This is a genomic window from Streptosporangium sp. NBC_01639, assembly GCF_045209755.1.
Classification (GTDB): domain Bacteria; phylum Actinomycetota; class Actinomycetes; order Streptosporangiales; family Streptosporangiaceae; genus Streptosporangium.
Genome location: NZ_CP109272.1, coordinates 6,800,941 through 6,813,442 on the forward strand (window position 1 = coordinate 6,800,941; position 12,502 = coordinate 6,813,442).

The following is a 12,502-nucleotide window of genomic DNA, read 5'->3' on the forward strand; positions in this document are numbered from 1 at the left end:
GCCGCTTGACGGACACCCGTGGCCGTCAGGCGGCGCCGGTGCGGTCGAACAGCCGAGTCCCGGCAGGTCGGCGACGAGGGCGGGTGCTTCGTCCAGTTCGCCGAGCACTCCCTGCCAGGACTCCCCGTCGAGGGGAAGCCCGTGCAGGAGAACGAACTCGGGCGAGGTCTCGTCCCCGCCGAAGACGCTGGGCCGCCGGAGCTCCAGCACTGGGGGATGGCCCGGCAACGTCTGTCGGCGTTCACCGGGCGTGCCCGTCCTCGGCAGTCCACTGCCTGTGGTTCACCTCTCCCGTCTCCAGAGCTTGCCCGTCGCCAGGTCGAGGTAGTAGACACGTTCGCTCTCGTAGCCGCGAACCAGGAAGGGGCCCCGCTTCGACCAGCCGAGGCCGATGTCAAGGTAGTCGTCGCCGGGGAACGTGGGAATGACGCTGGAGACACGCCTGCCGGTCTCTGGGTTGAAGGTTTCGACACCCATCTCACGGCTTCGGATGACCACGAAGCGCCTTCCGTCCGGCCGGAGGTGATAGGTGTCCTCGGGAGCATCTTTGATCTTCCTGAGGGGAAGGCTCATCCGCGTCTTTCCTCGGCGGTCGAGCACGAGCACCTGCGAGGCCGTCGTGACCACGATCCCGCTCTCGTTGAGGTCATGAACCTGTCGAGCCCCGGGGATCGACACCGTGGTCCAGTTCTTGGTGTCGGTGATCTGCGCGCCGTCCTTGGCCAGGGCGACATACCTGCCCTGGCGGGCGAACGTGGGCGTGGGCACCTCGGTGTCGGCCAGACTGCCGGTGAGATGGTGGATGCCCTCGGTGTCTTGGTACACCATGCGGCGATCGTGCCTGTCCAGGTAGACGACGGCCTTCTTGTCGGGGCTGCGCACGAACGGCGCCCGCTGAGGTGCGCCACCTTTCCCGATGACGTACGGCGCGGCCTGTGGGAACGGCTGCTTGTTCACCAGCCACGACCGGCAGGGGTCGTCCATCTGATCGAACCATGGACAGGTAGGCCCTTTAAATTCGTTCACCGTCGTGAAGACGGCCATGTGCTCCGGGAACGACCTGGGCATCGAGTATTCGGGCAGTTCGGACTGCGGCTGCCCGGGAGTCAGCAGCGCGCCCGATAGCACGACCGCGGTCCCCGCAAGGTAGAGGTTCCGTACTGACCATCGGCGGATGGCCGACTCGGCCTGGGTCGTCTCATCCGATGCTTCGGGTGTCGGCCTGGCGGTCAGGTTCCGAGCCGCGAGCGGTACGGCTGCAGCCACCACGATCACGATGACGGCATGAGCCAGACGCGTCGGAGAAACGCCCTGGTCCGTCAGCAGATAGACGCCTGCCACCACAGCGCCGCCCAGACCGAGCAGCCATACCCCCCGATAGATTTTCGCGTCGTCGTGAGTATGCGGCACCCGGGTCGGCAGCCGTACATCGCGAAGAATGGAAACGGAACACCAGCCCAGGACCAGATAAAACGGGTCATTGGTAAAGCAAGTCAGGGGAGCGGCGATGATGAGGGCGATCAGCCGCCACCGGCGCAGGTCGGCGAAATGGTCAATGACCTGGCGGGCGTTGGCCGCTGTGACGGAAAGGTCAACCAGTGTGGCGAATCTGGTGAGCCGCTCCTGTGTGACCGGCACGGCTGCTGCGAGCACGCTGATCACAGCGGCTATCCCAAAAACCATCGGGGGTATCGTCACGAAGTGCCACCATATATGATTTTATCTCGTGAATTCAGGCGATATATGGCAGCAATTCGGCGTCGCTACCTGGCGCGCCCAGCATGCGCGGTCGCTGCCCAGGATCGTGATGTCCATTTGCCTGGCGCTGGTGGTTGTTACAGCAGTCTTGTGGTTTTCAGGGGCGATAACCCCGAATATCCGCTGGAGCACTGTCGGTTTCTTCCTCCGAGCCGAGGTGGACGAGAACGGCGTCCTGTCCACCACCTTGCCTATCGAGCTTGAAAACGACGGGCTGGCCTCTTTCGCCATCACCGGTATCTCGGCAGAAATGCCGGGGCTCCGCTTGCTACCAGCCGACGAGGCGAAAGAGGAGCATCCCGTGGTCATCGTGGCGGGCGGCGGTCACGGGACCCTGGAGGGGCGCATCGTCATCACCGACTGCGCGGCGGTGCCACACGAGCCCCAGCCGGTCAGTTTCACCTACCGGACCTGGATGGGCTCAGGGGCGGCGGAGGTGACGTGGGACTCAGCGCGGCTGACAGGACCTGCGGGGAGTCTCCCGATCGCCTGGCAGCGAGCTCTCGCCGGCAAGGTCTGCAATGACGCGGTGAGCCCGAAGTGGTGACAGCCGGCTATCCGTGGACAATGACAAATTTGGAAGGTTGTGATGCATGCGGCCCGTCACGAAGATCGCCACCGGTTTCGTCTTCGCCTTCGGCGCCCTCCGTTTCAACGGCTTCGACCTGCTGCTCGATCCCGTCGGATGGGGTTTGTGCGCGTCCGGGCTGGCTCAGCTGCAGCGGTCCGTCGACGACCCCTTCGGCCGTGCCAGGACCTTTGCCATCGTCATGGTCTGCGTCTCGTTTGGCCCCATGTTCGCGTCCGTCGTGCCCTGGAACTACCCCCTGATGGTTTTCCCCGTCAAGCACGTTATCGGCCTCGCCAACACAGCCGGTGCCTTGATCGCCGTCTGGCTGTCTGTCGACGCCATCATCAGACGGATCCGTCCGTGCGGAGACACCTCCAGAGCCGCCCTCCTCGACGTGCTGCGCTGGGCCGTGGTCGGCCTGGGCACGCTCGGCATACTGGCCGGGTACGGCTATGCCAACCTGGGACTTGTCCCGCTCATCGCCTGGTTCGCGGCCATCGCGGCCCTGATTGTCGTGCTCTACCGCTCGGCCCGCCTGCCGTACCTCTCCCCCATATGGGAACCCATGGCGAGTTAGGTATGTGTGATCCCGCCTGTGGCCAGATCGCGAGTGGGCCGCCGGGTACCGCACCCATCGTGTGCAGCTCATCGAGCCCTGGACGGGTTGATCCTGAGCCCTCCGAGTCGTGATGTCACAAACCCGGCTCCGCACGTTGGGCATCCTGACTCGTAGGAGTGCCGATGCGGCCCTCCTTCCATCGTCTGAGGCATGACACCGACCTCTACGTAAAGCACTTCGTGCCATGCGCGGCAGGCGAAACAACAGTGAAGACGATTAACCGCTAGTACGACACCTTGTAGATCTCCAACCGTCCAAGCCTCGATCTCGTCGGCCGCGCTGGGTGGCTCGATTCCGCTCGGCCACACCGCAATGCATCCTCGCTCCTCATTCCCGAACCGGTCGATCCGGTAAGTGGCTGGGCGGTGGCAAGGCTCGTCCGCCAGCCACACCGGAACAGGCTCGACATGAGGCGGGAGTTCGTCACTGCCGTCGTAGACGGTGATACGCGTTCCGTGATCGAAGCGAATGGTTTGCACAGCCGACGACGGTACCCGCAGACCTGCGATCGCCGGATGAGAAGTGACGACCCGATCCGGCGGGTCAGCGCGTCCGGCAGTTCACAGATGGTCTCATCGGCATTACCGACGTGGTCGAACCGCACCATGACCGGGTGCCGGAGCGTGCCCGCCCAGGCCGCCACGAACTCCGCCGCGCCTGAACCTGTGGTTGGCCATCGCTTTGGGCCTGGCGCCTATTTGTCAGGAATGTAGCTATCCGTCCGGCCTTCATCCGGTGCCCGCAGGGTGAGGGACTCTCTGGTGCAGGTGACGTAGCTGCTGGTAAGCCAGACCGGCGGCCGGTGTGCGGAGGTGCCCGAGATGCCGACCCCTTCGCTACCGGTCGCGACGGAGTTTTTGATCTCCTCGTAGGAGATCCTGGTGCGGTCCTCTCGATCCCTGTTGACGGTGTAGCGGAATGTGCTCACGCCTTCGAAGCCGTCCAGGATCGGAGCCCATGGAGGGTCTCCGCTGTAGGCTGTTTCAATTTGCAGGCCGTGGTATTTGACGTTTCCACTGCCGTCGTCGTTGAACGTTATCAGGGCTTTCCCTCCTTTGATGTGGTAGCTGACAACGTGCCCGTGATCGGGTCCCGTGGATGTTGCCTTGTCCAGTATCCACACCCCGGTCAGGCACCCCCGTACCTCGCTGGTAGCGTCAACGGGCCAAAAGAGCATGACCAGGGTCACCGATACCGCGACCGCGAGCAGCGCGAGTACTGCCGTGCCTCTGGTTTTTCGCCTACCGATGGGCGGGACCACGGGTATTTCTTGCGTGGCATCGATGGCGTCCGGTGCCGGATCCTCCGGCTGACTTTCGATTGACTCGACTGGATCATCGGGTGTGATGAGTGTCGCGTGAGCCGGATCCGCAGCCTCCCACAGGCGCTTGAACCGGGCCACGAGGATGAGCCGTGCCTGGGCGTCCTCGCCTGCACATGCCGTTATCAGCGCTTTGACGAACTCCCAGTCCGGGCGGTGTCTTCCGCTCAGATTGTCGGAGATCTTGGTCTTACTGTGATGGATCTTCGCAGCCAGATCCCGCGTCGACAGGTTGCGTTCCTCCAACAGATCCCGCAAGGCCTTGGCGAGGTCGCGGCCCTCGACGGTTTCCCCGCGCAACTGACCCCATCTGTTTGCCTTCAGCGTGACCACCCCTGGGACGGCGAGCCTGCCGGACACCTCGGACGTCCGCAGTTTCTCAGGCCGGACACCACCAAGGCCAGCCGGACAGCTTTCCTGCCGCCTATATAGGAACTGCGGCGCTTTGCGCGGCGTTATCTACCGGAGTTCATCGAACGCCGACGCCAGGGTCGGCAGGGGGTGGCTGATGCGTAAGAAAACTCGCTTCGGCGTGGGTGCGTTGGTGCTCGCACTGCTCGTAGCGCTGTCTGCGGGCTGCGGCGACGATTCCTCTGCAGACGGCGGAGGATCAGGCGGCGGAGGATCAGACGACGGTTGGTTCTCGGATCTCGGTTCGGCCTGGCCGTCCGGCGTCGATGGCAGCGACGAGTGGGCGACGCAGTGACCGACGCCGGGGGCCTCGATGGCCAGACCATAAGCCGGCGGTTTCGGAGCCGGCTGCACCGCAGCTTTTCTCCCGATCCTGCGGCCCCTCCGACCGGTACGGAAATCCACGAGGGCCAGGTGGCCGTGGTGGGACTCGCAATCACCGCGGGACTGGGCGGCCTGATCTATACCGGCTGGGAATACATGACCGGGATGCTGAAGCCGTTTCATCTAGCAGCCATCCGTATGGGATTCGGCCCGCACGAGTATGCGTTTTTCGGACTGAGCGCCATTCCTGGACCGGTTTTGCCGGTACTCGCGATTCTGATGGTCATCGCGACGTTCTTGCCCGGCATTCGCAGGCGAGTGATCGGCCGATTCCCGATGATAGGAGCGTTTTGCAACTCAAGATTGCTCGGCGGACTACTGTTTGCGTCGGGCCTGGTAATCCTGCTGATGCGAGGATTAGGCCACCGAAGTGCACTCGGTGACTTGAACAGCGCCCTGGTTCTTGCGCTGCTGGGCCTCGGAATGGTCTGCATCGTGTGGCCGTCCCGGGCGAAACAGCGCCTTCTCTTCGGCATGTCCGCGGTCGTAGCGACGATTTTCCTGATCGCCACAATGGCCTTGTACGGAGCCTTCGCCGGTCAACAGCACGGACGCCGACTGCTGGCCGACCCTCCGACCGACCAGGTAGTCGAGATACGGGCCAAAGGTAAGATCCTTCCCAGCAGGTTCAGAGCCGAGGAGGTGAAGAACAGCACTTACACCATGAGATACAGGGATGTCTGGATCTTGACTGAGCGCCCTGACTGCTTCTATGTACTGGCAGGAAGGCGCGAAGGCGACACGTTCGTCCTGGCCGTCCCCAGGGAACCCATCCGGCTCAAGTCGAGCGAGGACGTTCTGATCATCTACCCCAAGGCTGAACCTCAGGGCCCGGGGGAGGGCCTGGCAGGTTCGACCTCCGGGCATCGTCCGGCTCGCCCTCGATGACATCACCGCGACAGTGACCGGGACGAAGGTTTCACCTCACCCGGCACCTGTGGGCCGTCTTCGCGGGCCGTGTGTCATGGGGTGGAGTGTCCGCTTCTAAGCTCTGAGGTATGGCGAAGTACTTCGATGTGCATCCGGACAGTCCTCAGCCTCGGTTGATCAGCCAGGTGGTCGAGCTTCTGCATGCGGACGGGCTGATCGCGTACCCGACGGACTCGTGCTACGCGCTGGGGTGCCGGCTGGGCAACAAGGAGGGCATCGACCGGATCAGGGAGATCCGCAGCCTCGACAGTGACCACCACTTCACCCTGGTTTGCAGGGACTTCGCCCAGTTCGGCCAGTTCGTACGTGTAAGCAATGCGCTGTTCCGCTCGGTCAAGGCGGCGACCCCCGGCGGGTACACGTTCATCCTGCCCGCGACCAAGGAGGTGCCGCGTCGGCTGCTGCATCCCCGGAAGAAGACGATCGGCGTCCGGATCCCCGATCACGTCGTCACCCAGGCGCTGCTGGCCGAACTCGGCGAACCGCTGGTGTCGAGCACCCTGCTGCTGCCCGATGAGACCGAGCCCCTGACGCAGGGCTGGGAGATCAAGGAGAGGCTCGACCACGTGGTGGACGCCGTCATCGACTCCGGCGAGTCCGGCGCCACCCCGACGACGGTCGTCGACTTCTCGCAGGGCGAGCCTGAGATCCTCCGCCGAGGCACCGGAGACCCGTCCCTCTTCGAGTAGGCGACCGGAACCGCGCGCCGCGCCGCGCCGCCGCCTTGAGACGACGGCGGCTACTCCGGCCGCCAGGTAATCCGAATGCCGCCACAGGTCCCACCTTGGCGGCCTGGTGCCGGCAGACGGGACCTGTGGTGTTCGGGGCCGACAGGGGCGCTACCGGACGGCGCCGGATTGGGTGAGAAGGTTCTCGTACCAGGCGTCGTAGGGATGGTTGGTCGCCGGATAGGTGGCCGGCGGGGTCGTCGCCAGGGCCGCCGTGTCGAAGTCCCAGCCGCGCACGAGCCGCCCTGACTGCCGCGCTGACGTGATGAAGGCGGACTCGGTCGCCGGTGCGGCGTAGAACAGGGCGCCCTGCTGGAGCTCCGCGCTGTCGCCCTTCTGGAACTCGTCGAAGGCTGTCTGCCGGTAGCGGATGCGATCGCCGGCGAACCGGTCGGTGTCCACGCGCAGGGTCTGCGCCGGGGTCGGGCCGTCCGCCCCGGTCCACACGTGCACGCTCGACGTGCCGCGGACCGAGGTGGTTCTGTCGAAGCGGGCGTCGGAGGTCTTCGCGTTCCCGCTCCACGAAACCGTCGACGTGCCGGTGTCCAGTACGCCGTCCCAGTTCCAGTTCTGACTGCTGCCCTGGCTACGGTGGATCTCGCGCAGCCGCGTGCCGGCCGGGTCCGTGAACGCGACCGACGGCAGGACACCGTTGTCGTATTGGCGGCTGGAGGACCAGCTGATCTCGCCGTCCGTGCCGAGACGGCCGACGCGATACCACAGCGTGGTCGCGTTCTGGGACTGGTGGACCTCGACCAGGTCGCCGTTGTCGTTCAGCGCGACAGCGGGCGTCCGGCCGTTGTCGTACCTCCCGTGGCGGAGCCAGGTCACCCGGCCGTCGTCGTACGTGCCGGTCCAGTACCAGAGCACCCCCGAACCGGAGTCGTGCACCTCGACGATCTGCCCGTTCGCGTTGAGTGCGATCGCCGGGTCACGGCCGAGGTCGCGTCTGTACTCCGTGCGGCTCTTCCCGTTGCCGGAAAGCAGCGGCAGCACGCGGCCACGCACCGTGTCCAGCGGCGGCGGGCTCGCCGGGTAGTCCTCGGCCGCCAGCAGCCGCGGCCCGAAGACGGAAACGAGCTCCTGGTTGAGCGCGGCCAGGTTGCCGGCGGCGAACGACGGGTTGTCGGTCAGGTCGTCCTTGAGGTCGAGCATGACGACGAGCGGTGCGGCGGTCGGATGCTGCTCGGACCACGTGTTGATCACGTTCAGCCAGTCGCGCAGAAGGTTCGAAGCCGGGTTGCCGGAGTGGTCGACCAGATCACCGGGCGAGTCGTGGCCGATGGCGTAGTCGTGCGCTGTCGCGTACCCGTTGTCATGGACGTCGAGCTCGATGAAGCGAACGCCGTGGTCGAGTTGGTGGGTGATGGAGTTCCTGGCACCGTCGAGGTTGCCGGAATAGCTGTTGTGCGTGGCACGGAAGATCGCCGACGGTAACGGCACGTCCGTGTCCGCCCGGGCGTTTCCGCTGATCAGCAGCATGGACGCGGTCATGGCGAGCACGGAAAGCCGGGCCCTTGAACGGGTCATCCTCGGATCCTCACGTTGGGGGGATGGTGCTGATGAGGGTGTGCCGGGCCGTGGGGGCGGAATCAGAGCCGGGTTGGGGGCTTGGCCGGTCCTGAGCGGCGGCCGGTGACGAGCCGCTCACCGACGCCCGGCGTCCTCCGCTGAAGCGCCAGACGTCCGCCCGCTGGGTTCGTTGTGGAACTGGGCTCGTTGGGGAACGACTTCTGAATGTAGATCATGTTCCGGATTTATCGAGGATCTGTCCAGGGCCCCCTGTCTCCTCCGCCATGACCTTGCATCGTGTGCATGAGCGTCCGCCGATACCGCCGCGGCGTACTTCACCCTGCGGTACGAGGGCACCTCGGAAGGGTGACTCGGTGGTGCGGCCAGGCCACGCCGGGACGGTCATCGGAAGGGTGGCGCGCGTCCTCACCGGCGAGTACGACAACCTGCCCGACTGGTCCCCGGACGGCAGGCTCATCCTCTTCACCCGCAAAACGAGCGCCACCAATTTCGACGTGTGCACCATCCGCCCCGACGGAACCGGCTTCCGGCGCCTGACCAGCAGCGGCTCGAACGAAGGCCACGCCGTCTGGAACCACGACGGGCGCATCCTGTACAACAGCGGCATGTACGGCTTCCGGCAAGAGGCGGCGCTGTACGACAACACCTCCGCCGGCCTGGCGGTCAGGGCGAACTCAACGGTGCGGGCGCCGCTGACGGCCGACGGACGGCAGGGAACCGGTTCGCCTCACCCGCCGACGTGCCGGGGCGATGTCGGTAACGCCCCGGCGTGAGGCCGTACTGTCGTTTGAACGCGGCGGCGAAGGCGATCTCCGAGGAGTATCCGGCCTGCGCGGCGATGATCCGCAGCGGTGCGTCGGACTCGCGTAGCAGCCGGGCGGCGGTGGTCATCCGCCACCATGTCAGGTATGTCAGCGGCGGCTGCCCGATCAGCGCGGTGAACCGCCGGGCGAACGCCGCCCGGGACAGTCCGGCCCGGGTGCCGAGTTCCTCGACCGTCCACGGGTGAGCGGGATCTTGGTGGATCGCGGTCAGCGCGGCCGCGATCGAAGAGTCGTTCAGCGCCGCGATCCACCCGGTCGTCCTGCCGTGCCGGGACTCTCGCTCCATCCAGGCCCGCAGGATGTAGAGCAGCAACGTGTCGAGCAGCGCGGGGATGACGGCGCCGGCCCCGGGCTGTGGCCGCGCGAGTTCGCTGCCCAGTAGTTCGACGGCGGTGCGCAGGGACGGGTGGCGCCCGACCTGCGCCGGCAGGTGGACGATCTGCGGGACGTGCGACATCAGCGGATGCGCCTTGCTCTGGTCGAGCATGTACGCGCCGCACAGCAGGGTGGCGGCCGCGCCAGACCCCTCGCCCCGCACCCGCCCGAAGGGCGTCTCGCCGGTGAGGGACTCGAGCGCGGTGAGTGGGGTGGACGGGCTGTCGGCCAGGCCGTGGGAGTGCCGCCCGCGGATGAACACCACATCACCCGCACTCAGTGCGAGTGGCGGGTCCGGCCGCGGCGGGATGAGCCAGCACGATCCCTGCAGGACGATGTGGAAGCCCCCACCCTCGATCGGGGGGAAGCCCATGCCCCAGGGCGCGTAGAGCCGATGGCAGGTCGAGTGCGGCCTGCCGACGCGCATGGCGGTGACCGCGTCGCTGAGCACGTCCATAGTCAGAGTGTACATATCCCTACTCGACGAGACGATCACTTGCATATGTAAGACGATTGCTCATTGGCCATCTCAGTTGCCAGCCATACGGTTGCCTCAACCGTGAGAAAGGCATTGCTCATGACGAAGAAAGTGGTCTTCGACGAACTCGGCGGACCGGAGGTGCTCAGGGTCGAAGACGTGGCGGTCGGCGAGCCGGGGAAGGGCGAGCTGCGCATCCGGGTGGACGCGATCGGCCTGAACCGCGCGGAAGCCCTGTTCCGGGCGGGCCGCTACTTCTACCAGCCGTCCTTCCCCTCCGCCGGACTCGGATACGAGGCGGCCGGCATGGTGGAGGCCGTCGGCGAGGGAGTGGACGGGTTCGCCCCGGGCGACCTGGTCGGCTCCGTCCCGGCATTCCTGATGAACGAATACGGCACCTACGGCCAGCAGGCGATCCTGCCCGCCTCCGCCATCGTCCGCCGCCCGGACGGCATCGACGCGGTGACCGGCGCTTCGACGTGGATGGCCTACACCACCGCCTACGGCATGCTGGTGGAGATCGGCCGGATCCGTTCCGGTGACACCGTGCTCATCACGGCCGCCTCCAGCAGCGTCGGCCTGGCCGCGATCCAGATCGCCAGACACCTCGGCGCGATCCCCATCGCGACCACCCGGACGGGTGCCAAGAAGGAACGCCTGCTCCAGGCCGGCGCCGCACACGTCATCGCGACCGAGGAGGACGACGTCGTCGAGCAGGTCCACGCCCTCACCGGCGGCAGCGGCACCGCGCTGGCCGTGGACTCTGTCGCGGGCGAGGCCATCCACAAGGTCGCCACGGCGGTGGTCCCCGGCGGCACCCTGATCATGTACGGCGCCCTCGACCCCGTCCCCATCCCGATGCCGATCGCCGCCGACCTGCGTGGCCGGGCCGTCCACTGGTACTCCTTCTTCGAGCTCACCATGGACCGGCCGCAGCTGCGCCGCGCCGAGCACTTCATCAACGCGGGCCTGCGCGCCGGGACCCTCTCGCCGATGATCGACCGGACGTTCGACCTCGACGACGTCGTCCAGGCCCACCGTCACCTGGAATCCAACGCCCAGATCGGCAAGATCGTCCTCACCGTCCGGCACTGAACCCCCACTCATTGCCGTCCGGCGGGCCCGGTCGGTCTTGGGACAGCCGGGTAGCGCCTTGGTCTGCGTGGCGTCCAGCAGGTCGCAGGCGAATCCTTCGACCTCCAATCGGAGAAGGGCGCCGTCCGGTGATCGCCGGTGCCATCCATCGCCACCGGGTTCACGCCCCAGCGGTGCAACCCGTCCGCCAACGCGACGAGCCGATCCTCGCCGCGCACTCTGTATCTGGTTCATATAATATGAATCTCATAGAAAGTCCGATCGAGGAAGGCCTGTCATGATCCTGGTAACCGGTGCCACCGGCACCGTCGGACGCCCCCTGGTCGGCGTGCTCGCCGGCGAAGGCGTCAAAGTGCGTGCCGTCACCCGCGACCCGCAGGCGGCCGGCCTGCCCACCGGCGTCGAGGTCGTCGTGGGCGACCCGTCGCGGCCGGACACCATGAGCGCGGTCCTGGAGGGCGTCACTTCCGTCTTCTTCCACCCGCGCGCCGTGGGAGAAGCGGCCGCCGACCTGCTGGCGCTCGCCAAGGAGCGCGGCGTCGGGAGAGTGGTGGCGCTCTCGGCCGTCAACGTCGACGACGACCTGGCCGACCAGCCGTCCCGCTTCCAGGGGGATAGGAACAAGGAGGCCGAGGACGCCGCCGTCGCGAGCGGCCTGGACTGGGTCAGCCTGCGGTCCGCCTCCTTCGCCGTCAACACCCTCCGCACGTGGGCCCCTCAGGTCCGTGCCGGTGACGTCGTCCGCGGCCCGTACGCCGCGTTCGCCGAGCCCTTGATCCACGAAGGGGATCTGGCGGAGGTCGCCGCTCGCGCGCTGCTCAGCACCGAGTTGACCTTCCAGAAGGTACGGCTCACCGGTCCGCGGTCCCTGTCCCACGAAGAGTTGACGGCGGCCATCGGCGAGGTGATCGGCCGGCCGCTGCGCTATCAGGAGATCCCACCGGAGGCATTCGCGCAGAGCATGATCCAGCGCGGCCTCCCGAAGCCGTTCGTCGAGGCCCTCATGGCCAGGTACGCCCGGGGCGCCGGGCCCGCCGAGGGCGTCACCGGCGAGGTGGAGAAGATCCTCGGCCGCCCGGCGCGCACCTTCAGCGCGTGGGTCGCCGACCACGCTGCCGCCTTCCAGAACTGACACCGTCCAGAGACCGAGGAGAAGACCATGGTCGACGCAGAGCACAGTTCGCAGCAGGGCATCCAGATGTCGCGCACGCCGAAGACGTGCTTCGAGGCGGCGCCCGCGAACCGTACGGCGTGGGAGGTGCTGGAGAGCCTCCCTATCCCGTTCCCGGTCGCGTTCAGCGACAGGGACTTCGGAGGAGGTGGCAGCCCGGACAGCCTGCGGAACCGCGTCGCGGGGGCCGCGGGACAGGCGCACACCACCATCGAGAACCCCGGCCACTTCGTCCAGGAGGACAAGGGACCGGAACCCGCCGCCATCATCCACTCGACACGCTGAGTCAGGCTCACCTCTGCTC

The 12,502-nt window shown here is 66.5% G+C and carries 12 protein-coding genes; 8 read left to right on the forward strand and 4 right to left on the reverse strand.

What is annotated here, in order from left to right:
* Positions 1-282: 282 nt before the first annotated feature.
* Entirely contained in the window at positions 283-1,683 is a 1,401-nt protein-coding gene (locus tag OHA77_RS30980; RefSeq protein ID WP_406312908.1) for a hypothetical protein, read from the reverse strand.
* Positions 1,684-1,726: 43 nt separating this feature from the next.
* On the opposite strand from OHA77_RS30980, the gene OHA77_RS30985 reads away from it, so the two are divergent.
* Positions 1,727-2,305: a hypothetical protein gene (locus tag OHA77_RS30985; protein ID WP_406312909.1), complete on the forward strand. Its 579-nt coding sequence runs from the start codon at positions 1,727-1,729 to the stop codon at positions 2,303-2,305.
* Positions 2,306-2,351: 46 nt separating this feature from the next.
* The gene (locus tag OHA77_RS30990; RefSeq protein ID WP_406312911.1) at positions 2,352-2,906 is read left to right on the forward strand and encodes a hypothetical protein; all 555 of its coding nucleotides are present in this window, start codon (positions 2,352-2,354) and stop codon (positions 2,904-2,906) included.
* Between the two features lie 736 nt (positions 2,907-3,642).
* Here the strand turns inward: OHA77_RS30990 and OHA77_RS30995 are convergent.
* Positions 3,643-4,602, reverse strand: a complete 960-nt coding sequence (locus OHA77_RS30995; protein ID WP_406312912.1) for a helix-turn-helix domain-containing protein — start codon at positions 4,600-4,602, stop codon at positions 3,643-3,645.
* Positions 4,603-5,103: 501 nt separating this feature from the next.
* Here OHA77_RS30995 and OHA77_RS31000 point away from each other — a divergent pair.
* Both OHA77_RS31000 and OHA77_RS31005 read left to right on the forward strand, forming a co-directional pair.
* Positions 5,104-5,952, forward strand: a complete 849-nt coding sequence (locus OHA77_RS31000) for a hypothetical protein (protein ID WP_406312913.1) — start codon at positions 5,104-5,106, stop codon at positions 5,950-5,952.
* A 110-nt stretch (positions 5,953-6,062) separates the two neighbouring features.
* Entirely contained in the window at positions 6,063-6,683 is a 621-nt protein-coding gene (locus OHA77_RS31005) for an L-threonylcarbamoyladenylate synthase (protein ID WP_406312914.1), read from the forward strand.
* 150 nt (positions 6,684-6,833) lie between these two features.
* Here the strand turns inward: OHA77_RS31005 and OHA77_RS31010 are convergent, their stop codons facing one another.
* Complete coding sequence (locus OHA77_RS31010; protein WP_406312915.1) at positions 6,834-8,252, reverse strand: hypothetical protein; 1,419 nt, start codon at positions 8,250-8,252, stop codon at positions 6,834-6,836.
* A 356-nt stretch (positions 8,253-8,608) separates the two neighbouring features.
* Here OHA77_RS31010 and OHA77_RS31015 point away from each other — a divergent pair, with 356 nt between their 5' ends.
* On the forward strand, positions 8,609-9,028 hold the full coding sequence (locus OHA77_RS31015) for a TolB family protein (RefSeq protein ID WP_406312916.1): 420 nt from the start codon (positions 8,609-8,611) through the stop codon (positions 9,026-9,028).
* On the opposite strand, the gene OHA77_RS31020 is transcribed toward OHA77_RS31015, so the two are convergent.
* Positions 8,919-9,926, reverse strand: coding sequence for an AraC family transcriptional regulator (locus OHA77_RS31020; RefSeq protein ID WP_406312917.1), 1,008 nt, complete (start codon positions 9,924-9,926; stop codon positions 8,919-8,921). The two genes, OHA77_RS31015 and OHA77_RS31020, sit on opposite strands and share 110 nt — an antisense overlap.
* Positions 9,927-10,031: 105 nt before the next feature.
* On the opposite strand from OHA77_RS31020, the gene OHA77_RS31025 reads away from it, so the two are divergent.
* The 3 genes from OHA77_RS31025 (at position 10,032) to OHA77_RS31035 (ending at position 12,483) form a co-directional block, all read left to right on the forward strand.
* Positions 10,032-11,027, forward strand: a complete 996-nt coding sequence (locus OHA77_RS31025; RefSeq protein WP_406312918.1) for a zinc-dependent alcohol dehydrogenase family protein — start codon at positions 10,032-10,034, stop codon at positions 11,025-11,027.
* Positions 11,028-11,304: 277 nt separating this feature from the next.
* On the forward strand, positions 11,305-12,159 hold the full coding sequence (locus OHA77_RS31030; RefSeq protein ID WP_406312919.1) for an NAD(P)H-binding protein: 855 nt from the start codon (positions 11,305-11,307) through the stop codon (positions 12,157-12,159).
* Between the two features lie 27 nt (positions 12,160-12,186).
* Positions 12,187-12,483 carry a hypothetical protein gene (locus OHA77_RS31035; protein ID WP_406312920.1) on the forward strand — a complete coding sequence of 99 codons (297 nt, stop codon included), beginning with the start codon at positions 12,187-12,189 and terminating at the stop codon, positions 12,481-12,483.
* Positions 12,484-12,502 lie beyond the last annotated feature (19 nt).